This is a genomic window from Leifsonia araucanica (assembly GCF_051161895.1).
Taxonomy (GTDB): domain Bacteria; phylum Actinomycetota; class Actinomycetes; order Actinomycetales; family Microbacteriaceae; genus Leifsonia.
In genome coordinates this window covers 2,970,655-2,997,107 of sequence record NZ_JBMBTW010000002.1, presented here as the reverse complement: position 1 = coordinate 2,997,107, position 26,453 = coordinate 2,970,655, and the positions used below count along the sequence as shown (strand labels likewise).

Sequence of the window (26,453 nt, the reverse complement as noted above, 5' to 3'; positions counted from 1 at the left end):
AGCCGGATGCGCCTCGTCGCGTCACTTCGTGACGGAGCGGACGATCAGCCAGACCACCCCTGCGACCGCCGCTGCGGCGGCCACGGCGATGCCGACCAGCGCGAGGGGGTTGTCCGTGCGCAGCCGCTCGATGCGCTCGGCCGTGCGCTTGGGGACGTTGAGCTTGTATTCGATCGCGTCGAGGGTGGCCGCGAGTTCGTTGCGGGCCCGCTGCACGTCGCTGGTGTCAGTTGTCATACTTGCCCATCCCCTTGAACGCCTCGGTGTCCTCCTTGATGCTGTCGATCGTCTGGCTCGGAGCGACACCGTTCATCTTCTTGAACGACTGCACCCCGATCAGCACCAGGATGCCCGCCAGCAGCAGCAGCGCCACGAACACGATCAGAGCGGCCAGCCAGCCGGGCAGCACGACGGCCAGGCCCAGGACGGCGGCGGCCACGAGGGTGCCGAGTGCGAAGAAGCCGAACCCGGCCGCCACGACCATCAGGCCTATGCCGACACCGGCATATTTCGCCTTCTCGGCGAACTCCGCCTTCAGATGGGCGAGTTCGGCCTTCAGCAGCTCGATGAGCAGCCGCGGGAGGTCGGCGATCAGCGCGAACAGCGATCGCGAGCGTGCGCGTTCGTCGTCAGTCATATCGGTCACCGTACTCCTGCTTCGCTCAAACCCGATCGGTATCCGGTGCTGAGCCGTCCGCCGCCTTCAGTGCGGCCTCCGCGGCCGGTGCGGGAACGGGCGCTTTCGACTCCTGGCGGCGCTGGTTGGCCTGCACGATGAGCTTCTTCGCGCTGTCGATCACCGCGCCGGGAACCTCACCGGCCTTCGCGGCCACGAAATCCTCGACCGCGTGCACCTGCTTCTGGATGCCGTCGGACTCCCAGACCTTGGCGGCGGCCGCCTTGATCTGCTCGTAGCGCTTACGTCCGGCACGCGTGCCGAGGACGTAGCCCACGCCAGCGCCCGCGATGAAGAGAAGCTTTCCGCGCATTGCGCACCCCGTTCGTCAAAGGTTCTCGGTCAGTGCCTTCCAGCGTAGCCCCCTGGCGCGCTCGGCCGAATGGCGCGCATCCGGGACCACGGAGGCGAGCCCGGTGCCGGTCAGCCACGAGCCGGTCACCTCCAGCCCCTCGACGGCATCCGCGGCTTCGCGGACCGCTGCGATGCGCGCGCCCTCGCCGAGGGCGGCGTACGGGAGCGCGTTCGTCCAGCGGGTGCGGGCGAAGGCGGCGACCTCGGATTCCGTGAGCGGAATGTCCAGCAGAGTGGATGCGTCGGACACGGCGAGCGCGCGCAAAGCCGCGTCGTCGAGTCCAGCGGTCTCCGACGACGTGCCCGCCCGCCCGTAGGAGAGGCGCACGACGTGCCGTCCTGCGCCGACCGCTTCGGCGAGCCAGGCCCACTTCGCCGTCGAGTGCGTCATGGCCTTCGCGGACACGTCGGAGCGCTCGGCGTCGGAGACGAGGACTCCCGTGCCGCGCGGGGCGGAGGAGAGGCGTTGGTCGGTGAGGACGAGCGTCACCAGTTCGACACTGGATGCGGACGGCCAGTCGAGCTCGGAGAGCCGCGCAAGCTCGGGCGACGCCGTCGCCAGCAGGGCGAGGGCCGCGGGCGCCGGGGTCGCGAGGATCACCGCGTCGGCCGGCAGCTCCTCGCCGTCGGCGAGGCGGACGGTCCAGCGAGCGGGGAGGGCGTCGGCTGCTTCGGCGGCAGCGTCGGTCTGGGCCGGGTCTGCGCCCTGCCGGGTCGTCTCGTCCGTCTCCGCGGACTCCGGGTCCGGGGCCACCCACGGCTCGACGGAGACCACCTGCGCTCCTGTCCGCAGCACGCCGCCGTGCTCCGCGATGGCGGAGGCCAGCGCGGCGGGAAGGCGCCACATCCCGCCGTCGATGCCGCCGACGGCGCTGCCCGCCTTCGCGTTCGCGCGCAGCTCACCGACCGCTCCGGAGAGAGAGCCGAGCCGGGTGAGGGCGTTGTTGAGTCCGGGAGCGACCACATCCACGTCGAGGTCGTCCGGCCGGGCCGAGTACACGCCGGTCGCCACCGGGGCGACGAGGCGGTCGAGCACCTTCGCGCCCATGCGCTTGCGCACGAGCGTGCCGAGGCGCTTCTCCTTGCCGATGGTGAGCACCGGCATCAGCCGGTCGAGGTATGCGCGGAGCGCGCCGCCCCAGCCGATCGCGGCGACGACGTCGCTGGCGAGAGGCGAGCTAGGGATGCCGAGCAGCCCGGCCTTGGGCAGCGGCACGGTGCGCGACCCGTAGCGCACCCACGCGCCGGCCGGGTTGGGCTGGACGACATCGTCGGACAGGCCGAGCTCCTCGATCAGCGCGGCGACGTGTCCTCCGCGGGTGGCGAAGCTCTCCGCGCCCGCGTCGACCGTGATGCCGCCGACGTCGAGAGCGGCGACGGAGCCGCCGAACGCGTCAGACGCCTCCAGCAGGGTGACGGAGAAGCCCGGCCGCGCGCAGTCCCGCGCAACGACCAGGCCGGCCATGCCGCCGCCGATCACCACGATGCGGGTCGGTGGAGCCTCGACGACGCTGCGGAGGTCGTCGCCCAGGTCGTCGCCCTGCGCGGCGTTCATCGGCTGTGGACGAACTCGACCAGGCGGGTGAGCACGGCGGGGTCGGTCTCCGGCGGCACGCCGTGGCCGAGGTTGAGGACGTGCGACGGCGCATCCACTCCCCGCTCCAGCACGTCAACGACGTGGGCTTCGAGCACCTCCCACGGTGCGTCGAGCACGGCGGGGTCGATGTTGCCCTGGATGGGGACGACGTGGCCCAGACGACGGCTCGCCTCGTCCAGCGGGATGCGGTAGTCGACGCCGACCACGTCGGCCCCGACCTCGTGCATCGCCTTCAGCAACTCGCCCGTGCCGACACCGAAGTGGACGATCGGGACGTTGCGGGTCTGCGCGCCCTCCGCCCCGTCGGCGGCAGGCACGTCGTACGTCAGGTCGCGCACGTGCGACAGCGCCCTGGTGGACGCGGGGGCGACGTGCTCCGTGTAGTCCTGCAGCGACAGCGAGCCTGCCCACGAGTCGAACAGCTGCGCGGCGCTCGCACCGGCAAGCACCTGCGCGCGGAGGAAGGCGCCGGTGATGTCCGCCGTCCAGGCCATGAGCTTCGCCCACGCTGCCGGATCGGCGTGCATCAGCGTGCGAGCCCGGATGTGGTCCTTCGACGGGCCGCCCTCGACCAGGTAGGCGGCGAGCGTGAACGGGGCTCCCGCGAAGCCGATCAGCGGGGTGTCCCCCAGCTCGGCGATGGTGATGCGCACGGCCTCGGCGATCGGGGCGAACACCTCGGCGTCGAGGGAGGCGGGGTCGACGGCGGTGAGCCTGTCCACGTCGTCCGCCGTGCGGACCGGGCTGCCGAGCACGGGTCCCTTGCCGGGGACGATGTCCACATCCACGCCGGCGAGGCGCAGCGGGATGACGATGTCGCTGAAGAAGATGCCGGCGTCGACGCCGTGACGACGAACGGGCTGCAGCGTGATCTCGCTGGCGAGCGCAGGGTCGAGGCAGGCGTCGAGCATCCGGGTGCCGACCCGCAGCTCGCGGTACTCGGGGAGCGATCGACCTGCCTGGCGCATGAACCAGACGGGTGTCACCGCCTGCCGTTCCCCTTGGTATGCGCGGACGAGGCGACTGGATGCGGTGCGTCCGGCGGCGAGTGGATGGGTCGGGTCGAGGGTGTTCACCCCCCGATTCTGCCAAAGTGCAGGGAATCGAACCTGAGCGCGCGGCATGAGCGGCTTCCGATTCGAGGTTCTGCCCGGGCGAGCGTAGGCTCTCTGGCGTGCTTCTGTGCTTCTCGTCGAGTCATCGCACTGCGAACTTCGACCTCCTGGAACGGCTTGAGCGAAACGCTCCGGCCGTGACCGCCGCACTCGCGGAGCACAGCGAGGTGATCAGCGGGTCGGTCGTCCTGGCCACCTGCAACCGCTTCGAGGCGTACCTCGACATCGACGAGCCTCTGCCCGCCGCCCGCGCCGTGTCCGCGGAGACGGTCATCGAGGCCGTGAGCGCCGCATCCGGGATCGACGCGGACGAACTGCGCGCGTCGAGCACCGTGATCTGCGACCACGGCGTCGCCGAGCACCTGTTCGCCGTCTCCTCCGGGCTCGAATCCGTCGTGGTCGGCGAGGGCGAGATCGCCGGGCAGGTGCGGCGTTCGCTCGAGGCCGCCCGCGCATCCGGCACGGTCACCAGCGAGCTCGAACGACTGTTCCAGGGCGCATCCCGCACCTCCAGGGGCGTGAAGAACCGCACCGGGATCACCACGGCAGGCCGTTCGATGGTGCGCCTGGCGCTCGACCTCGCGGAGAGTCGCGTGACCGACTGGTCGGCGACCCGCGTGCTGCTGGTCGGCACCGGCGCGTACGCGGGAGCCAGCCTCGCCGCCCTGCGCGACCGCGGCGTGACGGACGTGCGCGTGTTCTCGCCGTCGGGTCGCGCGGCCAAGTTCGCCGTGTCGCACGCCATCGAGCCGGTGGAGCCCGGCTACCTGATGGATGCGCTCGCCACCAGCGACCTCGTCGTCACCTGCAGCATCGCGACGGACCCCATCCTCACCAAGCCGCAGCTCGCCCAGGCGCTGCTGCGCCCGGAGGCCGTCGAGCGCCGCCTCATCATCGACCTCGGTCTCCCCCGCAACGTCGACGCCGCCGTCGCGGAGCTGCACGGCGCCGAACTGCTCGACCTGGAGACCATCAGCAGGCACGCACCGCTCGAAGAGCTGAACGCCGCAGAGGATGCGCGCAGCATCGTCGGGGCAGCCGCCGCCGAGTTCGCCGCCCAGTCCGCCGAGCAGGCCGTCACCCCCGCCCTCATCGCTCTGCGCGGCCACATCTTCGACATCCTGGATGCGGAGATCGAGCGGGCCCGCGGACGAGGGGACTCGAGCGAGCAGACGGAGGCCGCACTGCGGCACCTGGCCGGAGTCCTCCTGCACACCCCGTCCGTCCGCGCCCGCGAACTGGCCCGCGATGGCCAGGCGCAGTCGTTCGTCGACGCCGCAAACGCGCTCTACGGGCTCGACATCGGCGACGTCGCCGAGCGCCGCCTGCGCGCGGTCGGCGACGAGAGCGCCGCATCCTGACCACAACCACGAGGAGGAACCGTGAGCGAAGCGGCTGACGACCCCCACGGCGCGACAGGGCTGCCGTACTCCGCGGAGGAGCTGCGCACCGAACGGCTGCTGCTGCGCCCGCTCAACACCGGCGACCTCGACGACGTGCACGAGTACCAGAAGCGCAAAGACGTCGTCCGCTACCTCTACTGGGAGGTGCACGACCACGAGGAGTCGGCCAAGCACCTGAAGAAGCGGCTCGCGATGAACCAGCTCTCGGAAGACGGCGACGGCCTGGTCTACGCCGTCGAGCTCCCCGACCCGGAGGGCGGGCACGGCCGGGTGGTCGGCGACATGAGCATCTTCCTCAAGAGCAAGGAGCACGGACAGGTCGAGATCGGCTGGGTGTTCCATCCGGCCGTGCACGGCCGCGGCTACGCGACGGAGGCGGCGGAGCGCGTGCTCGAGATCTGTTTCGGCACGCTCGGCGCCCACCGCGTCTTCGCCCAGCTCGACCCCCGCAACGAGGCGTCCGCGCGGCTCTGCGAACGGCTCGGGATGCGCCAGGAGGCACTCCTGCGCCAGAACGAGATCTTCAAGGGCGAGTGGGGAGACACCGCGATCTACGGGCTGCTGGACTCGGAGTACCGCTCCCGCTGACCACCGCGCCCCGTGCATCCCGGGCATGGTCGATAGGATTGTCGGGCGGGCCGCGTCCCGGAACACCCCACAACTCGCAGGACACAGGGAGCACCATTGGCTGAACAGTCACGACTCGATTCGGTAATCACGCTGGCGCAGCACCGCGGCTTCGTGTTCCCCTCCGGCGACATCTACGGCGGAACGCGCTCCGCCTGGGACTACGGCCCCCTCGGCGTCGAGCTCAAAGAGAACATCAAGCGCGAGTGGTGGAACGCGTTCGTGCGCGGCCGCGGCGACATGGTCGGCCTCGACTCCGCGATCATCCTGCCGACCGCCGTGTGGGAGGCGTCCGGACACGTCAAGGTGTTCAGCGACCCCCTCACCGAGTCGCTCATCACCCACAAGCGCTACCGCGCGGACCACCTGTTCGAGGCGTACGAGGCGAAGCACGGCCACCCGCCGGAGAACGGCCTCGCAGACATCCCGGACCCCGACCACCCGGACAAGGTGGGCCAGTGGACGGAGATCCGCCAGTTCTCCGGTCTGATGAAGACCTACCTCGGCGTCGTCGACGACGAGTCCGGCGTGCACTACCTCCGCCCGGAGACGGCGCAGGGCATCTTCACCGACTTCGCCGCCGTGCTGCAGACGGCGCGCAAGAAGCCGCCGTTCGGCATCGGCCAGATCGGCAAGGCGTTCCGCAACGAGATCACGCCGGGGAACTTCATCTTCCGCACCCGCGAGTTCGAGCAGATGGAGATCGAGTTCTTCGTCGAGCCCGGCACGGACGAGGAGTGGCAGCAGACCTGGATGGACCTCTGCTGGAACTGGTTCATCGAGCTCGGCATGACCCCGGAGAACATCCGTTGGTTCGAGCACCCCAAGGACAAGCTGGCGCACTACTCGAAGCGCACCGTCGACATCGAGTACAAGTTCAACTTCACCGGTAACGAGTGGGGCGAGCTGATGGGTGTCGCCAACCGCACCGACTACGACCTCAAGACGCACATCGAGAACTCGGGCAAAGACCTGAGCTACTTCGACCAGAACAAGAACGAGCGCTACGTCCCGTATGTGATCGAGCCGTCGTTCGGTCTCACCCGCGCGCTCATGGCGTTCCTGGTCGACGCGTACGACGAGGAGGAGGTGCCGAACGCCAAGGGCAAGACCGACAAGCGCACGGTCCTGCACCTCGACCCGCGCCTCGCGCCGGTGAAGGTCGCCGTGCTCCCGCTCTCCCGCAACGAGGCGCTCTCACCGCTGGCCCGGTCGCTCGCCGACCACCTGCGCAAGCGCCGCAACGTCGACTTCGACGACTCCGGAGCGATCGGCCGCCGCTACCGCCGACAGGACGAGATCGGCACGCCGCTCTGCGTCACGGTCGACTTCGACTCGCTCGAAGACAACGCCGTCACGGTCCGCGACCGCGACACGATGCAGCAGGAGCGCATCCCGATCGACCAGCTCGACGAATACCTGGCGAAGCGCCTCAAGGAGATCTAGGCGCGCCACGCCCGGCGCCCACCGATAGCCGAGCCGTTCGTGGCACCACTAGGGTGGTGCCACGAACCGCGAGGAGATCGGGAGAGGGGCGATGGACGTCCTCTGGGGCATCCGCATCATCGACGGACCGGTCTACGCGACCTTTCTGGTGGCGAGCGCCGCCTTCGTGCTGTACCTCCTCATCCGGAAGCCGACGCCGCGCTGGATCGTCACCGCACTGCTCGGGATGCTCGGGGGCGCGGTGGTCGCGGTCGCCTTGTTCTTCCTCGTCAACGCGCTCGACGTGTTCGGGACCCCGCTGCCCCGGCAGGTGGCCTTCTGGCTGATGGGCACGTTCGCCGCGCTCGGGCTGGCGCTGGTGAACCTGTGGGCGTTGCACTGGTGGCGCAAGGTGCTCGCGCTGATCGGGATCGTGATCTTCGCCATCACCGGAACCCTCGGCGTGAACGCGTACTACGGCCTCGACCCGACGCTCGGCTCGCTGTTCGGCATCAGCACGGCCGGGAAGATCGACATCGACCAGCCGGTGAACACGTCGGCGCCCGACCCCACGCAGCCGCTGTACGAGACGTGGAAGCCGCCGGCGGACATGCCGAAGACCGGTCAGCAGGGCAGTCAGGTCATCCCGTCCAGCGGCTTCGACGCCAGGCCGGCTGGCATCTACCTGCCACCCGCCGCCCTGGTGAAGAACCCGCCGCGGCTGCCCGTGGTGATCTTCATGATGGGCTACCCGGGCAACCCGGACCCGGAGTACATCGGCGGCGTGCTCGACACGTACGCCGCCGAGCACCAGGGGCTCGCTCCGATCGCAGTCGTGGCCGACCAGATCGGCACGAAGGGCGACCCGGCGTGCGAGGACTCGAGCACCTTCGGCGCGGCGGAGACGTACATCACCAAGGACGTCCCGGCCTGGATCCGGACGCACCTCAACGTGCTCCACTCGCCGGCGGCGTGGACCATCGGCGGGTACTCCAACGGAGGGGCGTGCGCGTTCAAGTACGCTGCCGAGCATCCGGACCAGTACGGCAACCTGCTGGTGGTCTCGGGCGACGAGTACCCCGGCGTCGAGATCCAGCGGCAGACCATCGACCAGGTGTTCGGCGGGAGCACCGCGGCGTTCGACGCGGCCAAGCCGACCTCGATCCTCGCGGCGAACCCCGGACGGTACGCGAACCTGACGGCGGTGTTCACGGTCGGCGGCAACGACCCGACCTTCATCCCCGGCGTCGAACGCAACGCCCAGGCCGCCGAGGCCGCCGGGATGCGCACGACCTACTACGTCGTCCCGGGCGCCGGCCATGTGGTCGACGCGCTCGATGGCGGCCTGACCAAGGACTTCGAGATCCTCTACCCGCTTCTCGGATTGAGCCGACAGTGAGATCGTGACGGAGGAGACCATGAGCACCACCGACACACAGACCACGACAGCCCCGGATGCGCCGGATGCACGCAGCAGGAAGGGCCGCAGACCGCCCGCGCCGTTCTGGCAGGCGGTCATCCGCTACGCCGGGGTGGCCCCGGCGAGCATCGCGCTCACCCTGATCGTCATCGTCACCTCGATCGTCACCGGCACGATGTGGAGTCCGGCCACCGGCGGAGACCAGACGATGCTGTGGGCGGCAGGCGTCGGCCCGACCATCGACTCCGGATACTGGTGGACGCCGGTGACGGCGCTGTTCGTGCCGGAGGATCCGGCGCAGCTGGTGATCGTCGTCGTGCTCGCGCTCACCCTCCTGGCGACGGCCGAGCGACTCATCGGGACGCTGAGGGCGAGCATCGCCTTCCTCGCCACCGGCGTGGTCGGGATCACACTCGGCGTGCTGCTGCAGTGGTCGGCCGCCTCGTTCGGCGAGATCTGGGCGACGACCACCGAGTTCGACTTCACGCTCGACCCGACCGTCGGCATCATCGGTGCGCTCATCACGGCGAGCGCGTTCGCCTCGGCACTGTGGCGGAGGCGCATCCGGTTGCTGACGTTCGCCGTCGTGCTGATGTTCGTGCTCTACAACGGCGACCAGAACAACGTCTTCCGCCTGATCGCTGCCCTGCTCGGCCTGGGCCTCGGAACGCTGCTGCGGCCGGGCACGGTCAAGCGCATCCGGCGCAGCTCCCACGCTGAGACACGCAACCTGATCGCCGCCCTCGTCGCGATCACCGCCATCGGTCCTCTGGTGGCGCTGCTGCCGCCCGGCGGGTTCGGGCCGCTCTCGTTCGTGAGCGCACTGTTCGAGCACAAGCAGGTGGATGCGCAGACCGTCCTCGCCCAGTGCGACAAGGACTTCACGGCCAACTGCCGCCTCGACCTCGCGCTCGTCTCCGTCGACGGGATCGGCCCTCTCCTGCTCAGCCTGCTGCCCCTGGTGCTGCTGATCGTCACCGCCATCGGGCTGCGGCGCGGACGGCGGTTCGCACTGATCCTCGGCTTCGTGGTCAACGCGGCCATGATCGTGCTGCCGTTCACCGCCCTGCCCGCCGGAAACCTCAGCATCGACGCCAACGACATCGAAGACCTCGCACCGGCCATCGAACTGCTGTTCTGGGTGGCCGCGGCGTTCATCGTGCCCGTCGCGTCGATCATCCTGCTGATCGTCACCCGCAGGCAGTTCCAGATCCGGGCGCCGCGAGCCGCCATCGTGCGGTTTGCGATCATCATCGTCAGCGCGTTCGTGATCCTCGCGATCTCGTACCTGATCGCCGGCCTGGCGTCGCTCACCGAGTTCGTGCCGGACGCGACCATCGGGGAGGTGTTCGCGTCGGCGCTGCGCCGGTTCGTCCCGGCCGGGTTCGAGTCGATCACCGGCACCGTGATCGTTCCGACGTCGGCGTTCGTCAGCATCCTGTACCAGTGGGTGGGGCCGGTGTTCTGGGCGGTGTTCGTGCTCGCGACGCTGCAGCTGTACCGGGCGACGGCGACCGGGCGCACGGTCGGAGACGAGGTGCGCTTCCGCGAGCTGCTCAAGCGCGGAGGCGGAGGAACCCTCGGCTTCATGGGCACCTGGCCCGGCAACGTCTACTGGTTCAGCGAGGACAGGGAGGCCGCCGTCGCGTACCGGGTCATCAACGGCATCGCGATCACCCTCTCCGACCCCGTCTGCGCCCCGGAGCGCGCAGAGCGCACCATCGCCGAGTTCGTCTCGTTCTGCGACGCCAACAGCTGGGTGCCGGTGTTCTACAGCGTGCACGGCGAGTACCTGCCGGTGTTCGACGCGCTGGGCTGGCAGTACATGTCGGTCGGCGAGGAGACCCTGATGCACCCGCAGACCTTCGACATGGCCGGCAAGCCGTGGCAGAAGGTGCGGCAGGCGCACAATCGCGGCATCAAAGAGAACATCACCACCCTGTGGACCACGTGGGATGAGCTTCCGCCCATCCTCGCCACCCAGATCACGGCGATGAGCGAGCAGTGGGTCTCCGAGAAGGAACTCCCGGAGATGGGCTTCACCCTCGGAGCGCTCGAGGAGCTGAAAGACCCGGACGTCGCGCTCTACCTCGCGCTCGACCCGGACGGCGGGCTGCAGGCCATCACCAGCTGGCTGCCCAGCTACCGGGACGGCCGGGTGGTCGGATACACCATCGACTTCATGCGGCGCGGAGACGCATCCATCCCGGGGATCATGGAGTTCATCATCGCGTCGGCGGCGCTCAGGATGCAGGGAGAGGGCATCGAGGTGCTGAGCCTGTCCGGTGCTCCCCTCGCGACGAAGCCCGTCGTCGACGGAGAGGCTCCGGCGGACCCGACCACGATGGACCGGCTGCTCGGCTTCCTCGGCCGCACGCTCGAACCGGCATACGGGTTCGCGTCGCTGTTCAAGTTCAAGAGCAAGTTCAACCCGACCTACGAGACGATCTACATGGCGTACCCGGACCCGGTGGCTCTGCCGGCGATCGGGAGCGCCATCGGGAAGGCGTACCTCCCGGATGCGCACGCCCGCGAATACCTGGCGCTCGCCAGGACGCTGATGAAGTGACGTAGGTTGGTGCCATGCAGGCCGACACCACCCGCACCGCCATGATCATCGGAGGCACAGGGCAGATCGGCGCTGCCGCCGCCCGGCGTCTCGCCGCCGACGGCTGGTCCGTCCTCGTCGCCCATCGCGGCAGCCATCCGGGCGACGCAGCCCTCGCCGACCTCGACGTCACCACCATCCGCCTCGACCGCGACGACACGGATGCGCTGCTCGCCAAGGCGCGCGGCCACGACCTGGTGCTCGACACGGTGGCGTACGAACCGCGGCACGCCGACCAGCTCGTGCGGCTGGCCGGCGACATCGGCTCGCTCGTCGTCATCTCGACCGGTTCGGTGTACACCGGCAGGAACGGGGGGTACCTGGACATCGTCACGGGGCCGGAGGACTTCCCCGACTACCCGATCCCGCTGCGCGAGGACGACGCGACCGTCGACAACCGGAAGCGCACGTACTCGCCGCTCAAGGCGGCGATGGAGCGGCGGCTGCTCGCCGCGGACGACCTGCCGGTGAGCATCCTGCGGCCGGGAGCCATCCACGGCCCGTTCAGCCCGGCGCTCCGCGAGTGGTTCTTCGTCAAGCGCGCTCTCGATCGCCGCGCGCGCGTTGTGCTGTCAGACGACGGCGCCAACCGGTTCAGCACGTCGTCGACCGTGAACATCGCCGAGCTCGTCGCGCTGTGCGCCGAACAGCCGGGTCACCGCATCCTGAACGCGGTCGACGACGACAACCTGAGTGTCGCGGAGATCGCGCAGACCGTGTTCGCCGCGCTCGACAGGGAGGTCGAGATCGTCACCTTCCCCGGACCGCCGGTGGACGGGCTGGGCTCGACGCCGTGGACGGTCGCGCATCCACTGGTCCTGAGCATGGCACTGGCGACGGTCGAGCTGGGCTACCGCGCTCCGGTGACCTATGCGGAGTCGGTGCGCGCGGCGATCGACTGGGCCGTGCGCGAGGCGCACGCGGCGGAGCGCCGTGACGAGAGCTGGGAGGCGGTGTTCCCCGCGCTCGCGGACCGGGCAGCGGCCGACGGGTGGTTCGACTACGCGGCGGAGGATGCGTTCCTCGGCGGACGCTAGAAGACGTACTCCAGCAGGTCGGCGCCGACGGTGCGCATCCCGTCGATGACCGAGAGGCGGGAGGCGAGGCTCGCGTCGTCGAAGTACATCGACACCGCGTACGTGACGCCGGCGCGGGGCCCGCGGAGCACGCCGACCTCGCTGCGGACGCCGTGGTCCACTCCGGTCTTGTTGACGAGCAGGATGCCGTGCTCGGAGGTGCGGTGGGCGTGCGGGTCGAGACCGAACGCGCTCGACACCAGCGAGAAGTCGCTGTTCAGCGACAGCCAGGAGATGACGCGCTGGCTGGTGGGGGCGTCGACGATCTCGCCGCGGGCGAGGGAGGAGAACAGCCAGGTGAGCTCGTTCGCGCTGCCGACGGAGAGCTGAGGCGCGTCGTCCGGGCCCCGGTGGTCGCGGACCAGGTCGAGCAGGGCGGTGCGGGTGAGGCCGAGCGCCTCGGTGCGGGCGCTCACGGCCTCCAGGCCGACACGGCGCAGCAGGACGTTCGTGGCCAGGTTGTCGCTGGTGGCGCCGACGAGCGCGGCCAGGTCGGCCACCGGAAGCGCGGGCGCCGCGAGGTGCTGCCAGATGCCGGAGTTGCCCACCGCATCCTGGGGGGAGCGGTCGAGCAGGGCGAGCGGGCTCAGCTCGCCGGACTGCAGGCGGGCCGCCACCTCGACCAGCAGCAGCACCTTGCCGATGCTCGCGGTCGGCATGACGACGTGGTCGTCGACGGAGAACAGCACGGCGCCGGTGGTCAGGTCGGTCGCGCGCGCGGACACCTGCACGCCGCTGAGCGCCAGCTGACCCAGGGAGGAGAATCCTCGGCTGAAATCCTCCGGCGCCACCGCCCCCCGATGCCGGCCGCGCCGAGGCGATGCATGCCTGCTGCGGCGTTCGGAATCCTGGGTCTGGATCGTCACGGGGATGGGTGGTCCTTCGTCCGAGTCTGGTCTTTCGGGTGCGGTCCCCCCGGATCCGCGTACGTGCGCCCGGGCGGGTTCCCCCGGCACAACACGCTCGATGTTACCCCGCGAAGAGGGGGCGGCGCTCACCCTCTTCGCGGGGTATCGAGACGGGCTACCAGATGGTGACGCGCTCCTCCGGCGCGAGCCACAGGGCGTCGCCCTCCGACACGCCGAACGCCTCGTAGAAGTCGTCGATGTTGCGGACGATCTGGTTGCAGCGGAACTCGTTCGGCGAGTGCGGGTCGATCGCCAGCAGACGGATGACCTCCTCGTCGCGGCCCTTCTGCTGCCAGGCCTGCGCCCAGCTGAGGAAGAACCGCTCAGCGCCGGTCAGGCCGTCGACCACGGGAGGCTCCTCGCCGTTCAGCGACAGCAGGTAGGCCTTCCAGGCGATGCCGAGACCGCCCAGGTCGCCGATGTTCTCGCCGATGGTGAGTGCGCCGTTCACGTGATGGTCGGGCACCTGCGCGGGAGCGAGCGCGTTGTACTGCTCGATCAGGCTGCTGGTGCGTTCCTCGAAGGCCGCGCGGTCCGCCGCCGTCCACCAGTCCTGCAGGCGGCCGTCTCCGTCGAACTTGGAGCCCTGGTCGTCGAAGCCGTGGCCGATCTCGTGCCCGATGACCGCGCCGATCGCGCCGTAGTTGGCCGCAGCATCCCGCGTCTCGTCGAAGAACGGGAACTGCAGGATGGCCGCCGGGAACACGATCTCGTTGAAGCCGGGGTTGTAGTAGGCGTTGATGGTCTGCGGCGTCATGAACCACTCGTCGCGGTCCAGCGGCTTGCCGATCTTGCTCAGCTCGCGGTTGAACTCGAACAGGCTCGCAGCGCGCACGTTGGCGACCAGGTCGGTCGGGTCGACCGTCAGCGCGGAGTAGTCTCGCCACTTCACCGGGTAGCCGATCTTCGGCGTGAACTTCTCCAGCTTGTCGAGCGCGCGGTCGCGGGTCTCCTCGCCCATCCACTCGAGGGTCCGGATGCTCTGGCGGTACGCCTCGATGAGGTTGGCGACCAGCGCATCCATCGCCTGCTTGGCGGTCGGCGGGAAGTGCTTGTCGACGTAGATGCGGCCGACGGCCTCCCCCATCGCACCCTCGACGAGCGAGACGCCGCGCTTCCAGCGCGCACGCATCTGCGGGGTGCCGGTGAGGGTGCGGCCGTAGAAGTCGAAGTTCGCCTCGACGAAATCGCCGGACAGGTACGGGGCGGCTCCGTGGATGATCTGCCAGGCCAGCCAGTCCTTCCACGACTCGAGGCGCTCCTCGGTGAGGAGCCCGGCGAGGCCCGCGGTGAACGACGGCTGCCGCAGCACGACCTCCGCGAGGGCGCCCTCCGGCGCGCCGAGCGCCTTCTCCCAGATGCTGAGGTCGGCGCCGTCCGCGGCGTCCCCGGCGAAGAGGGAGGCGGCGTCCGCCCAGTCGTACAGGTTGTACGTCTTCTCCGAGTCGCGCGACTTCACGTTGTCCCAGTGCTGCGCGGCGATCTCCTTCTCCAGGTCGAACACGCGCTGCGCACGCTCCGGCGCATCCTGGAACCCGGCGAGCTCGAACATGCGCTGGATGTGGGAGACGAACGCCTCCCTGATCGGCGCGAAGGTGTCTTCACGGAAGTACGACTCGTCCGGCAGCGAGATGCCGGCCTGCTCGACGAACACGAGGTAGCGCTCCGGGTTGCCCGGATCGTTGTCGACGAACAGCTGGTAGAAGCCGGCGAGGCCGTGACGCTCCAGTTTGCCGATGGTCTCCAGCAGGCTCGGGATGCTGTCCACGTCGCTCGCGAGCGCCAGCTGGCTCTCGATCGGCTTCGTGCCGAGGGCTTCGATGCGGTCCTCATCCATGAAGCTGGCGAAGAGGTCGCCGAATTTGCGCTCCTCCGTGCCCTCCTGCGCATCCTGGGCCGCTTCGATGATCTCGCGGACGGCCGATTCGGCCTCCTCCGCCAGGATCATGAAGGAGCCCCAGCGCGCCTTGTCCGCTGGGATCTCGGTGCGGGAGATCCATTTGCCGTTCACGTGCCGGAACAGGTCGTCCTGCGGCCGGACGGCGGGATCGAGTTCAGAGGTTTCGATGCCGGAAGTCAGGGTCATTCCGCCAGCCTACGGGGTTCGCGGCGCGGTGCCGAGAGCCCTGAGCCGGACGAACGTGGTGAGGAACAGCGCGGCGAGTACGAGCTCGACCAGCACGGACACGGTGCCGGATGCGCTGCCGAAGCCGACCATCGACAGCACGAGGTTGACGAGGGCGACCAGCAGGTAGCCTGCGCCGAGCACACCGCTGAGCAGCGGGCGCGCCGTCATGCGCCACCACGGGCGCGCGGCGGCCACCGGCTCGCCCGGCCCGCGGAAGACGCGGCTGACGAGATACCACCCGATGAGCTGCAGGATCGACAGGGCGATGGAGCCGGGCTCCCAGCGCAGCGCGTTGAGGGCGAGCGCCAGCACCGCGTTGATCGCGAGCAACACGACCACGACGACGGTCTTCTGCACGGGTGTGGTGAAACGCATGGTCCAGCCAGCATCCCACCCGGCCACGCCGCGCCGCCCCGCGACGCGCGTGGCCCCCGGCGAGATGCCAGTATCTGTTGCCGACACGCCGCGCGGCGGCGCAGATACTGGCGTCTCGCGGCGCGCGGCTCAGCCGAGGACGCGGATGGGGAAGGCGGTCAGCGCGCTGGACGGGATGGGCGCGAACAGGTCGCGGTGCCAGAGGCCGTCGTTGTGGCGGACGAGGATGTCGCCGCGGCCGTCCTGCTCCGGGTACGGGGCGAGGATGCGGCTGCCGGCGGGCAGGGAGTCGAGGTCGGACGGAGTCCAGGCTTCGGCGATGGGGTCGTGGGAATCGAAACGGATTCCGAGAGTGGTTGTCGTTGACATAGCTGTACTTCTTTCAAAGCGTGTGGGTGACCCGCCTCCGTCACGCGTCGACGCGTGACGTCCGCGACCGGCGCTCGGGATGAGCTGCCTCGCGATGGGGCGGTGGCGGACAGGTGGTCCGCGGTGGGAACGGCGCGTCTTCGGGGCGACGATGAGAGGAGCGTCAAGCCGACCGAAACGGTGTGTTCCGCATCCAGTGTAGCCGATCCGGTGGGAAACCGTGCGGGGAGGCACTCAGGAACGGGACGCGCGGACCTGTTCCCACTCGTCGATGAGCTCGGGCAGGCGGCCCTCCAGGAAGCGGTAGAAGCCCGCCATGTCGCGGAGGCGCTCGGTGGCCAGGGAGTCAGGATCGTCGACGGCGGCGATGCCGGCGTCGGCCTGGCTGGCGAGCACCGCATAGACCGGCGACTGCCGCACCATCGACGCGTACCAGTCGCTCGGCAGCTCGTAGCGGTCGCGGCGGCTGCCGGTCTGCGAGACACGGCGGATGATGCCGATGGTCTGCAGATACCTGACCGCCCCGGAGATGCCTGCCGGGCTCGCGGACAGGCGTTCGGCGAGTTCGGAGGCGGTCATCCCCTGCTGCTCGGTGACGGTGAGAGCCATCAGGACGCGCGCGGGCATCTTCGGGAATCCGGCGGCGGTGAGCACGGAGGCGGCGTGCTCGAGCACATCGTTGAGGGCCCGCTCGTCTCTCGCCACCCGCCTATCCTTTCATTTCCGTGCGCCGCATCACCCGCGCCGCATCACCCGATCGCGAAATCCCGGCGACGGATGAGCACGGCGGCGGCGGCCGTCGCGACCACCGCGATTCCGAGCATCCAGTAGCCGCCCGTCCAGTCCGGGGTGCCGACCACCACGGGCGAGTGGGCGAACGGCGACAGGTCGTGCACCCAGGTCGGCAGGCCGATCAGGCCGCCGAAGATGCCGATGAACGCTCCGAGGCCGAGCAGCGTCCAGCCGAGCGGGATGGTCCAGGAGGGCAGCACCACGAACACCAGCGCGAGCACACCGAGGTAGACGAGCGCGACCGGCAGCTGGGCGGCCGCTGCGGCGAACGAGCTGTTGACGGTCGAGGCGTCCTCGCCCGCGGAGACGGCGGCGAGACCGGATGCGATGGCCGCGGCGAGCAGCACCAGCACGATCGCGATCACCCCCACCAGCAGGAACTGCAGGAGCCAGCGCACCCGAGACAGCGGCGTCGACATCAGCACCTCGGCCGCTCCTCCCGCCTCCTCCTGCCGCAGGCGGATAACCGCCTGGGTGGCACAGGCCGCTGCGAGCACTCCGACGATGGAGAAGATCGCCGAGATGAAGATCTGGGTCATCGTCCCCGAGCCTCCCGCGCCGATCTGGCCGACGGCCTTGCGGATGTTGCCGAGGCTCGGGTCGTTGGCGATCGACGTGCTGACCACGCTGCCGAGAGCACCGGCGAGCAGCCCGGTGAACAGGCCGCCGACGGTCCAGCCGAGGATGGTCGGCCACTGCAGGCGCCAGGCGAGGCCGAGCGGTCCGGCGAGCGTCGCCCGCGCATCCCGTCGTCCCGCCCGCTCCGGGATGAGGCCGGCACCGCTGTCGCGCACGGACTGCAGCGCGAACACCACCGCCATGAGCACCACAGCGAGACCGAGTTGCAGCAGCAGCGGACGCCAGTCGTTCGCTCCGTACGGGTCGAACTGCTCCCCCCAGCCGATTGGGCTGAGCCAGGTGGGCCAGGCGCTCACCAGATGGCTGCCGTCCCCGGTGATCGTGCCGGAGGCGTCGCCGATGCCGCGCAGCAGGTACGCGAGCACCACCACCGCGGAGGCGAAGCCGTTGGCGCCACGCGAGGTCATCATCAGCTGCGCGAGCAGCAGGCCGACCGCGAGGAACGCGATCCCTGCGCCGCCGACCGCTGCTCCGGCGGCGAACGATCCGGAGGCCGGCAGCCCGGCCGCGATGAACCCGAGACCGGTCGCGACGGCGAGCAGCACGTTCGCGAGCACGCCGTGGATGAGCGTGGCGACCGTCGGCAGGACGCGCGCAGCGGGAGTCGACGCGATCAGCTCGGCTCTGCCCGATTCCTCCTCCGCCCGAGAATGCCGCACGGCGAGGAAGGTCGACATCAGGCCGGCGAGCAGCGCGAGGAAGGTGAAGATCTCGAAGAACGTCACGGCGGCGAGCCCTGTGCCCTGCGGGAGCCCGCGCAGCATCAGGACGGCCGGGTTGGCGATGGCGAGTTGCATCAGCTCCGCGCGGCTCTTCGCATCCCCGTACGTGTTGCTGATGCTCGCGGCGGAGAACAGCGCAAGGAGCGCGATGCCGAGAATCCAGATGACCAGCTGCCAGCGGTCGCGCCGGATGCGCTGCCGCAGCAGCACGGCGAGCGTGCGGCCCGTGCTCTGGTCGCGGCGGGCGGCCGAGTCTCGGTGCGTCGCCGGCCCGGCTGGACGACCCGTGGACTGCGTTGCGGTGGTCATCGTTCGTTCGCCCCCGCGAGCTCGTCGCCGTAGTGGCGCAGGAACAGCTCCTCCAGCGACGGAGGGGCGACGGTGAGGCCCTGGGTGTCCAGCTCGGCGAGCGCGGAGAGCACGCCGGAGAGCTTGTCGGAGTCCGCGGTGAAGCGCACCCGCCCATCGGAGGCGTGCAGGTCGTGGGCGTTCGGGATGCGCGCGAGTTGCGCATCCGTGATCCCGTCCGCCACGAAGGAGACCTCGGTGCGGGTCAGGTGCCGCAGTTCGGAGAGCGTGCCGGACTCCACGGTTTTGCCCGCCCGGATGATGCTGACCCTGTCGCAGAGCTGCTCCACCTCGGAGAGGATGTGGCTCGACAGCAGCACCGTGGCGCCGTCGCCGGCCACCCGCGCGATCTCGCTGTTGAAGGTGGCCTCCATCAGCGGGTCGAGGCCGCTGGTCGGCTCGTCCAGGATGTAGAGGTCTGCCGGGGTGGCGAACGCCGCGACGAGCGCGACCTTCTGCCGGTTGCCCTTGGAGTACGCGCGGCCCTTCTTGGTGGGGTCGAGCTGGAAGACGTCGATCAGGCGCTTCTTACGCTCGGCGTACACGGCCTTGTCCGCGGTGCCTCCGCGAAGCCGGGCGAGCAGGTCGATGGCCTCTCCTCCGGACAGGTTGGGCCAGAGGCTCACGTCGCCAGGGACGTATGCGATGCGCCGGTGCAGGTCGACGGCGTCCTTCCACGGCTCCCGGCCGAACAGGGTGGCGCGACCGCCGCTGGCCTTGGCCAGACCGAGCAGGATGCGGATCGTGGTGGACTTCCCCGCGCCGTTCGGCCCGAGGAAACCGTGCACCTCGCCCGCGGAGACGGAGAGGTCGAGACCGTCGAGTGCGCGCACCCGGCCGAACCGTTTTTCGAGGCCGACGGCCTCAATGACTGTGTCCATGAGCGATGACTTTACGCTTGTTTCAGTAATTTCTGAATATTCCTAACAGAATCTTTACGGGGAGGCGCCTGTGCCATATGGTCGGTGCGTGCCTCTCGCTCTCGTCACCGGAGCGGCGCGGGCCGACAGCATCGCTGCCGGGATCGTGCCGCGGCTGCGCAGCGACGGCTGGGAGGTCGTCACCAGCGATCTCGCCGACGTCGACTACCCGTGCGATCTGTCGACCGCCGCGGGACCGGGCGAGCTGATCGCCGCCGTCACGGCGGAGCGCGGTCCGATCGAGGCGCTCATCCTGAGCCACGCCCACGACGTCGAGTCCGGCATCCTCGACACCACGGCCGAGAGCTTCGACAGGCACGTGGCGATCAACACCAGGGCGAGCCTCCTGCTGATCGCGGCGTTCGCGCGCCAGGTCGCGCCGGGCGGCGGCGCCATCGTCGCGCTGACCAGCGACCACACCACGGGCAACCTGCCGTACGGCGCATCCAAAGGGGCGCTCGACCGCATCGTCATCTCGGCGGCGCGCGAGCTCGGCCCGCTCGGCATCTCCGCCAACGCCGTCAATCCGGGGCCGATCGACACGGGGTGGATGAACGACGAGGTCCGGGCGACCCTTACCCCCATGCATCCACTCGGCCGCCTAGGCACGCCGGCCGACATCGCCGCCGTCGTGTCCTTCCTCGTCTCCGACGAAGGACGGTGGGTCTCCGGGCAGCTCCTGCACACCGACGGCGGGTTCTCCGCCCGGTTCTGAACGGGAGACGGAACGGTGGCTGGGTGGCAGCCGGTGCGGTTCGGTAGCGTTGGGGCGTCGTGACGTCATCCTCCCTCCGCCCGGTCGACCGGGACATCCTCCGCCTCGCTGTGCCCGCGCTCGGCGCGCTCGTCGCCGAGCCCGTCTTCCTGCTGGCCGACTCCGCGATGGTGGGTCACCTCGGGGTGGCGCCGCTCGCCGGGCTCGGGATCGCGAGCGCGATCCTGCAGACGATCGTCGGGCTGATGGTGTTCCTCGCGTACAGCACCACCCCCGCCGTCGCCCGGCGGCTCGGGGCCGGTGACCTGCGCGGGGCCGTCGCATCCGGGGTCGACGGATGCTGGCTGGCGCTCGGGCTCGGCATCGTGCTCGCGGTGGGCGGCTGGTTCGCGTCACCGGCGCTGGTCGGCCTGTTCGGCGCATCCACTGCGGTGTCGGAGGCGGCCACCCGCTACCTGGAGATCTCGATGCTCGGGCTGCCGGCGATGCTGCTGGTGTTCGCGGCGACCGGTCTGCTGCGCGGGCTGCAGGACACGAAGACCCCGCTCGTGGTCGCGGTGGCCGGGTTCGCGGTGAACATCGTGCTCAACTACCTCTTCATCTACGTGGCCGGGCTCGGCATCGCGGGGTCCGCGGTGGGCACAGTCGCGGCGCAGTGGGCGATGGCGTCCGTGTACCTGGTGATCGTCGCCGTCAACGCGCGGAGGGTCGGAGCACCGCTGCTCCCCCATCACACCGGACTCACGAGCACCGCCCGCTCCGGCGGCTGGCTGCTGCTGCGCACGGCCAGCCTGCGCGCGGCGATGCTGCTCGCGGTGTTCGCGGCCACCAGGCTCGGGCCGGACGAGCTCGCGGCGTTCCAGGTGGCGATGACCGTGTTCGCGACCCTGGCGTTCGCCCTGGATGCGCTCGCCATCGCCGCGCAGGCCCTGGTCGGCAAGGGGCTCGGCGCCGGTGACCTCGACGCGGTGCTGCGGCGGTGCATCCAGTGGGGTATCGGGGCAGGGATGGTGCTCGGCGCCGTGGTGCTGCTCACCAGCCCGGTCGCGGCCGGGCTCTTCACCGGCGACGCGACGGTCGCCGCGCTGCTGCCGCCCGCGCTCGCGATCGTGGGCGTCGGCGCACCGCTCGGCGGGTACGTGTTCGTGCTCGACGGCGTGCTGATCGGCGCGGGCGACGCGCGCTACCTGGCGCCGCTCGCGGTGGCCGTGGTCGTCTGGGGAAGCCACGACGCCGCCGGGCTGGCGTGGCTCACGGCGGCGTTCGCGTTCGGGTACATCGGGGCGCGCGCCGTGACCCTCGGGCTCAGGGCGCGCACCACCCGATGGATGCGCGCCGGGGCGGTGGTGTAGCGGAGGCCGCTCCGTCCGCTGCTACGCCAGCCACTCCCGCGCCGCCACGACCAGGGCACGCACGCCGGTGTCGATGGTCGGCTGGGCGAGCGGCGCGAAGTGCGGGGAGTGGTTGGACGGGATGTCCGTCTCCGCCGTGCCCGCCGCCATCGCCGCCGCGACCTTCTGGGGGTCGCCGCCGCCGAGCATCCAGTAGACCAGCGGGACGCCGACCGCGGTCGCGAGGTTGCCGACGTCCTCGCTACCGGAGATCGCGCCGGGGTCGAAGATGCGGTCCTCGCCGAACTCCGCCGCGAACGCGCCGTTGGTGCGCGCGGTCGCCTCCGGGTCGTTCACGGTGACCGGATAGCGCTCCCCGTACTCGATGTCAGGCGGCACGTCGGCACCGGATGCGGTGGCCTCCGCCCTGATGATGCGCTCCACCGACGAGAGCACGCGGCCGCGCACCTCCTCGCTGAAGCTGCGGATGCTGATGCCGAGGGCGGCCTCGGCGGCGATGATGTTGTTCGCCGTGCCTGCGTGCAGCGAGCCGACCGTGACCACCGAGGTGTCCTGGGCGGCGACCTCGCGCGACACCACCGTCTGCAAGCGCATCACGGTCGCCGCGGCCATGACGACCGGGTCGATGGTGGTCTCCGGGCGCGAGCCGTGGCCGCCGCGGCCGTGCAGGACGACCTGCATCGTGTCGACCGCCGCCATCGCCGGGCCGGAGTGGGCTCCGAGCATCCCGGCGGGAAGAGGGGTGACGTGCTGACCGAGCACGATGTCGGGCGTCGGGACCTTGTCGTAGAGGCCGCCCTCGACCATCACCTGCGCGCCGCCGCCGTGCTCCTCGGCCGGCTGGAAGACGGCGACGAGCGTTCCCGACCAGTCCGCGCGGTCGGCGACCAGGCGCTCGACCGCTCCGAGAAGACAGGTGATGTGGATGTCGTGGCCGCACGCGTGCATGACGGGGACGGTCGCGCCGGTGTGGTCCACGCCGGTCTGGGTGGACGCCCACTCGAGGCCGGTGTCCTCCAGCACGGGCAGCGCATCCATGTCGGCGCGCAGCAGCACGGTGGGGCCGTCGCCGTTGCGGAACACCCCGGCAACGCCGGTGACGCCGATGCCGGTGACCACCTCGACCCCCAGGTCGGTGAGCGCGTCGGCGACGACACCGGAGGTGCGGTGCTCGGCGAAGGAGAGCTCAGGGTGGCTGTGCAGGTCGCGGTACAGGGCTTCGAGATCCATGAGGCTCAGCCTAGGCGGGGAGGGCGGGTGCGCAGGAGGTTCGACGCGCGATGGGTGCGCCCGGTTCGGGATGCGCGCCCATCAGTGCGCGCGCGGACCCGCCGTGGTGTTGCCCAGGTGGAAGACGCTCGTGAACGTGGCGGGGTGCGCGACGCCGCCCTCCAGCATCTCCACGATCGCCGCCCCCGCCGCCCTGCCTTTGTCGATGGCCGGCTGGACGAGGGTGGTCAGGTCGTACGGCCAGAGCCCGTCGACGCGGACGCCGTCGAAGCCGACCACGCTGAGGTCGGCAGGCACGGCCAGCCCGACCTCCTCCGCCGCGCGGATCACCCCGGCGGCGAGCAGGTCGCTCTGGGCGATGATCGCGGTCGGACGGCCGGCCGGGTCGTCGAGCAGTGCGTGCCCGGCGATGCGGCCCTCCTCCACGAAGGAGCCGCGGGTGACGTAGCCGCCCGCATCCGGGAACACGTCGCGGACGCCGGACAGGCGCTCCAGGGTGGTGTTCGAGCTTCCGGCGGCGAGACGCTCGTCGGTGAGCGGGCCGCGGGCGCGGTCGCGGGTGAGCGAGAGGGTGACGACGGAGACGTCGGTGTGGCCGAGGTCGGCGAGGTGCTGTGCGGCCACGCGGGTGGCCTCCCGGTTGTCCTGGGCGATGGTGAGGACGTCGTCGGCCGGGTCGCCCTCGATCGCGACCAGCGGGATGCCGCGCTGGCGGAGCATGGCGACCGACTCGTCGAGGCGGGGGCTGCAACCGATGAGGACCACGGCATCCATCGGGGCGTCCTCGATGCGCTGGGCGGCCTCGCCGGCGTCGGTGAGAATGAGGAGTCCGGCGTCGATGGCGGCGATCTCGTCGGAGATGCCGTCGAGGAGCGCGATCTTGATCGGGTCGCGGAAGGCGTCGCCGACACGCTCCTCCATCACCACGCCGACGATGCCGGAGCGGCCCCGCCGCAAGGAGCGGGCGCGCGGGTCTGGACCCGCGTAGTTGAGCTCTTTGGCGGCGGAGAGGACGCGCTCTCTGGTGGCATCGGAGACCGGGCCGGTGCCGCTGAAGGCGAGGGAGGCCGTCGAGTTGGAGACGCCGGCCAGCCTGGCGACGGCGGCGAGCGTCGGACGGACGCTGCCGGCCGCTCCTGCTTCGGGGGTCGTGCTCGTGTCGTTCACGTGTGGTAGCTTAGTCGAATCGTTTCGATCGAAACGATTCGAGCACCATTTCGCCCCTCTCACCCGCAGGATAAGCCGATGTCGCAGACGACCCCGACCAGCACCAGAAGCCGCCGCGAACTGCTCGCCTGGCGCAATGCGGTGTTCGTGATCTTCATCCTCAGCGGCCTGTCGCTGGCCAGCTGGGTCGCCCGCATCCCGGGAGTGCGCGACGGCCTCGAACTCGGCAAGGACCCCTCGGCGGTCGGGCTGCTCATCCTCGGGATGTCCATCGGCGCGATCGTCGGCCTCGCCGCGTCGTCGCCCATCCTGATCCGCTTCGGCCCGCACAAGGGCATGGTGGCCGGCCTGTTCATCGTCTCGGTGGGACTCGTGCTCGTCGGCGTCGGCGCATCCGTCGCCCACTCGGTGCCCGTGGTGGCCATCGGGCTGATCCTGCTCGGCTTCGGCAACGGGATGGTCGACGTGATGATGAACGTCGAAGGCACGGCCGTCGAGCGCGAGATCGGCAAGACGCTGATGCCGCTGATGCACGCCTGCTTCAGCCTCGGCACGGTCATCGGCGCCGGCGTGGGAGCCGCGGCCGCCGCGCTCGGCATCGACGTGTCCTGGCACCTCGCCGTCATCGCCGTGGTGGTCGCCGTGTCCATCGTGATCGCCGTGCGCTACGTGCCGCGCGAGGCCGACCTCGGCGACGAGGTGGCGGAGAAGCCCGCCGTGCCGTTCCGTCAGCGGATGCGCGACGGACTCGCCGTGTGGGCGGACTGGCGGCTCATCCTGATCGGCGTCGTGATGCTCGGCATGGCCTTCGGCGAAGGATCGGCCAACGACTGGATCTCGCTCGCCGTGGTCGACGGACACGACCAGAGCAACTCAACCGGCGCCCTCGTCTTCGGGTTCTTCGTGGCGGCGATGACGCTCGGCCGCGTGCTCGGCGGCCCGATCGTCGACCGCATCGGCCGCGTTCTCGCCATCCGCATCACCGCGGGCCTGGGCGCGGCGGGTCTGCTCATCTTCATCCTCGGCGGGCCGCTCTGGCTGGTCGTGATCGGCACGGTGCTGTGGGGCTTCGGCGTCTCGCTCGGCTTCCCGCTCGGGATGTCCGCCGCGGCGGACGGCGCGGCCAACCCGGCCGCCCGCGTCTCCGCCGTGGCGATCATCGGCTACTGCGCGTTCCTGGTCGGGCCGCCGGTGATCGGCTTCCTCGGCAAGGAGTTCGGCCTGCTCAACGCGCTCTACCTGGTGCTGGTGCTGCTCGTGGCGGCGTTCGTCGCCGCGGGCGCCGTGCGCCCCTCCACGAGCACCTCCCCTGCCGCCGCCCCCGACCCCGCGTCCTGACCTCCAGAACAATCGAGTCCGAAGTTGTTCACGGGTGCGCCCGGCGTGTCGCGTGAATAACTTCGGACTCGATTTATTAGGGGAGGACGTGGAGGGAGACGGGGGTGGGGACGGGCGCGGTCGAGAGGTGCGTGAGGGTCCGGGAGTCCGGGGCGTAGGCGAAGACGGAGACATCGCTGCTGTCCTGGTTGGCGACCAGGATGCGCGACCCGCCGGGGGCGACCACGAGGTCGCGCGGGGCGCGGCCAGCGGTGGGGACCGCATCCACCAGGGTGAGGGTCGCCGCCTGCTCGTCGAAGGCCAGGACCGCGATCGTGTCGTCTCCGCGGTTGCTGACGAACACCGTCCGGCCGTCCTCCGCCACGCGCACGGCCGCCGGGCTGTTGTCTCCGGATGCGCCGTCCGGCCGAGTGGATGCGGACGACGCCACCGCGAACCGGTCGCCGGCGCGACGCAGCACGGCCACGGTGCTGTCGAGCTCGTTCACCACGAACGCGTGCCGCGCATCCGGTGCGAACGCCAGGTGCCGCGGCCCCGACGAGCCGAGCACAATGGTCGCGTCCGCGCGCAGGGTCAGCGTGCCGTCGTCGCCGAACGCGTACCAGCGCACGTCGCCCAGCCCGAGGTCGACCACCACGAGGTCGCCGGTCACCGGGTCGAAGCTCAGCTGGTGCACGTGCGGGCCCTCCTGACGGGAGGCGTCCGGCCCGTTGCCCTCGTGCTGCACGAAGGCGGTGCGGGCGCCGAGCGACCCGTCGGCGGCGAGCGCGAACACCGACACGGAGCCGCCGCCGTACGTCCCGGCCACCAGGTAACGGCCGGACGGGTGCAGCGCGAGGTGGGCGGGCGTCGCCCCTCCCGACGACGCGGACGAGAGCAGCGTCAGCGCGCCGTCAGCTCCGCGCGCGAAGGCCTCGACCGCGCCATCCGGCTCCGTCTCCCGCACCGCGTACACGCGCGTGCCGTCGGTGGACGCCGTGACCCAGGACGGGTTCGTGCACTCGCCGACGAGCCGCGCATCCCGCACCGTGGTCCCGTCGAAGTCCGCCTGCAGGATGCCGCGGGCGCTCCCAGAGACGTGCGGGAGGATTTCGGTATACGTGCCGATGAGGAGTTGGCGGGTCATGTGCCCATCCTGCCAGCGCCGTA

General features: G+C 70.4%; 24 protein-coding genes. 9 read left to right on the top strand and 15 right to left on the bottom strand.

All coding sequences use genetic code 11. The features are described from left to right. Positions 1–21: 21 nt before the first annotated feature. From ACN6M5_RS14565 to hemE, 5 genes are read right to left on the bottom strand one after another with little or no spacing between them, the layout of a single operon-like run. Positions 22–237: a DUF3618 domain-containing protein gene (locus ACN6M5_RS14565; protein WP_085367610.1), complete on the bottom strand. Its 216-nt coding sequence runs from the start codon at positions 235–237 to the stop codon at positions 22–24. Next, the gene (locus ACN6M5_RS14560; protein ID WP_168688349.1) at positions 227–637 is read right to left on the bottom strand and encodes a phage holin family protein; all 411 of its coding nucleotides are present in this window, start codon (positions 635–637) and stop codon (positions 227–229) included. The genes ACN6M5_RS14565 and ACN6M5_RS14560 overlap by 11 nt, the downstream gene beginning before the upstream one ends. A 25-nt stretch (positions 638–662) precedes the next feature. Then, positions 663–989 (bottom strand): hypothetical protein, encoded by a 327-nt coding sequence (locus ACN6M5_RS14555; protein ID WP_434950875.1) that lies wholly within the window; start codon positions 987–989, stop codon positions 663–665. Positions 990–1,004: 15 nt separating this feature from the next. After that, positions 1,005–2,585 carry a protoporphyrinogen/coproporphyrinogen oxidase gene (locus ACN6M5_RS14550; protein WP_434950873.1) on the bottom strand — a complete coding sequence of 527 codons (1,581 nt, stop codon included), beginning with the start codon at positions 2,583–2,585 and terminating at the stop codon, positions 1,005–1,007. Continuing rightward, positions 2,582–3,751, bottom strand: a complete 1,170-nt coding sequence (gene hemE, locus ACN6M5_RS14545; RefSeq protein ID WP_434950871.1) for a uroporphyrinogen decarboxylase — start codon at positions 3,749–3,751, stop codon at positions 2,582–2,584. The genes ACN6M5_RS14550 and hemE overlap by 4 nt, the downstream gene beginning before the upstream one ends. Before the next feature lie 50 nt (positions 3,752–3,801). Here hemE and ACN6M5_RS14540 point away from each other — a divergent pair, with 50 nt between their 5' ends. The 6 genes from ACN6M5_RS14540 to ACN6M5_RS14515 all read left to right on the top strand — a co-directional run bounded on the left by ACN6M5_RS14540 (position 3,802) and on the right by ACN6M5_RS14515 (position 12,262). Next, entirely contained in the window at positions 3,802–5,103 is a 1,302-nt protein-coding gene (locus ACN6M5_RS14540) for a glutamyl-tRNA reductase (RefSeq protein WP_434950869.1), read from the top strand. Positions 5,104–5,124: 21 nt separating this feature from the next. Then, positions 5,125–5,733 carry a GNAT family N-acetyltransferase gene (locus ACN6M5_RS14535; RefSeq protein ID WP_434950867.1) on the top strand — a complete coding sequence of 203 codons (609 nt, stop codon included), beginning with the start codon at positions 5,125–5,127 and terminating at the stop codon, positions 5,731–5,733. A gap of 96 nt (positions 5,734–5,829) precedes the next feature. Then, positions 5,830–7,218: a glycine--tRNA ligase gene (locus ACN6M5_RS14530; RefSeq protein WP_085367604.1), complete on the top strand. Its 1,389-nt coding sequence runs from the start codon at positions 5,830–5,832 to the stop codon at positions 7,216–7,218. 91 nt (positions 7,219–7,309) lie between these two features. Beyond that, complete coding sequence (locus tag ACN6M5_RS14525; protein ID WP_434950865.1) at positions 7,310–8,596, top strand: alpha/beta hydrolase; 1,287 nt, start codon at positions 7,310–7,312, stop codon at positions 8,594–8,596. 19 nt (positions 8,597–8,615) lie between these two features. After that, positions 8,616–11,186, top strand: a complete 2,571-nt coding sequence (locus ACN6M5_RS14520; RefSeq protein WP_434950863.1) for an MprF family protein — start codon at positions 8,616–8,618, stop codon at positions 11,184–11,186. A gap of 14 nt (positions 11,187–11,200) precedes the next feature. Continuing rightward, positions 11,201–12,262, top strand: coding sequence for an NAD-dependent epimerase/dehydratase family protein (locus ACN6M5_RS14515; RefSeq protein WP_434950861.1), 1,062 nt, complete (start codon positions 11,201–11,203; stop codon positions 12,260–12,262). Here ACN6M5_RS14515 and ACN6M5_RS14510 read toward each other — a convergent pair. From ACN6M5_RS14510 to ACN6M5_RS14480, 7 genes are all read right to left on the bottom strand, one after another. Beyond that, positions 12,259–13,167 carry a serine hydrolase gene (locus ACN6M5_RS14510; protein WP_434950859.1) on the bottom strand — a complete coding sequence of 303 codons (909 nt, stop codon included), beginning with the start codon at positions 13,165–13,167 and terminating at the stop codon, positions 12,259–12,261. The two genes, ACN6M5_RS14515 and ACN6M5_RS14510, sit on opposite strands and share 4 nt — an antisense overlap. Before the next feature lie 157 nt (positions 13,168–13,324). Next, positions 13,325–15,295: a M13 family metallopeptidase gene (locus ACN6M5_RS14505; RefSeq protein WP_434950857.1), complete on the bottom strand. Its 1,971-nt coding sequence runs from the start codon at positions 15,293–15,295 to the stop codon at positions 13,325–13,327. A 9-nt stretch (positions 15,296–15,304) separates the two neighbouring features. Next, on the bottom strand, positions 15,305–15,712 hold the full coding sequence (locus ACN6M5_RS14500; RefSeq protein WP_434950855.1) for a hypothetical protein: 408 nt from the start codon (positions 15,710–15,712) through the stop codon (positions 15,305–15,307). Positions 15,713–15,841: 129 nt separating this feature from the next. After that, entirely contained in the window at positions 15,842–16,081 is a 240-nt protein-coding gene (locus ACN6M5_RS14495) for a hypothetical protein (RefSeq protein WP_434950853.1), read from the bottom strand. 234 nt (positions 16,082–16,315) lie between these two features. After that, positions 16,316–16,786, bottom strand: a complete 471-nt coding sequence (locus ACN6M5_RS14490; RefSeq protein ID WP_085367596.1) for a GbsR/MarR family transcriptional regulator — start codon at positions 16,784–16,786, stop codon at positions 16,316–16,318. Positions 16,787–16,830: 44 nt separating this feature from the next. Beyond that, positions 16,831–18,543: an ABC transporter permease gene (locus ACN6M5_RS14485; RefSeq protein WP_434950851.1), complete on the bottom strand. Its 1,713-nt coding sequence runs from the start codon at positions 18,541–18,543 to the stop codon at positions 16,831–16,833. Next, positions 18,540–19,463, bottom strand: a complete 924-nt coding sequence (locus tag ACN6M5_RS14480; RefSeq protein ID WP_434950849.1) for an ABC transporter ATP-binding protein — start codon at positions 19,461–19,463, stop codon at positions 18,540–18,542. Before ACN6M5_RS14480 ends, ACN6M5_RS14485 begins: the two co-directional genes overlap by 4 nt. An 88-nt stretch (positions 19,464–19,551) precedes the next feature. On the opposite strand from ACN6M5_RS14480, the gene ACN6M5_RS14475 reads away from it, so the two are divergent. Next, positions 19,552–20,217 carry an SDR family oxidoreductase gene (locus ACN6M5_RS14475; protein WP_434950847.1) on the top strand — a complete coding sequence of 222 codons (666 nt, stop codon included), beginning with the start codon at positions 19,552–19,554 and terminating at the stop codon, positions 20,215–20,217. Between the two features lie 59 nt (positions 20,218–20,276). Continuing rightward, positions 20,277–21,569: an MATE family efflux transporter gene (locus tag ACN6M5_RS14470; RefSeq protein ID WP_434950845.1), complete on the top strand. Its 1,293-nt coding sequence runs from the start codon at positions 20,277–20,279 to the stop codon at positions 21,567–21,569. Between the two features lie 21 nt (positions 21,570–21,590). Here the strand turns inward: ACN6M5_RS14470 and ACN6M5_RS14465 are convergent, their stop codons facing one another. Continuing rightward, positions 21,591–22,799: an amidohydrolase gene (locus ACN6M5_RS14465; protein WP_434950843.1), complete on the bottom strand. Its 1,209-nt coding sequence runs from the start codon at positions 22,797–22,799 to the stop codon at positions 21,591–21,593. An 81-nt stretch (positions 22,800–22,880) separates the two neighbouring features. Further along, positions 22,881–23,966, bottom strand: a complete 1,086-nt coding sequence (locus tag ACN6M5_RS14460; protein WP_434950841.1) for a LacI family DNA-binding transcriptional regulator — start codon at positions 23,964–23,966, stop codon at positions 22,881–22,883. 78 nt (positions 23,967–24,044) lie between these two features. Between ACN6M5_RS14460 and ACN6M5_RS14455 the strand changes: the two genes are divergently transcribed. Next, on the top strand, positions 24,045–25,304 hold the full coding sequence (locus tag ACN6M5_RS14455) for an MFS transporter (protein WP_434950838.1): 1,260 nt from the start codon (positions 24,045–24,047) through the stop codon (positions 25,302–25,304). A 76-nt stretch (positions 25,305–25,380) separates the two neighbouring features. Here ACN6M5_RS14455 and ACN6M5_RS14450 read toward each other — a convergent pair whose 3' ends face one another. Next, positions 25,381–26,430, bottom strand: coding sequence for a lactonase family protein (locus tag ACN6M5_RS14450; protein ID WP_434950836.1), 1,050 nt, complete (start codon positions 26,428–26,430; stop codon positions 25,381–25,383). Positions 26,431–26,453 lie beyond the last annotated feature (23 nt).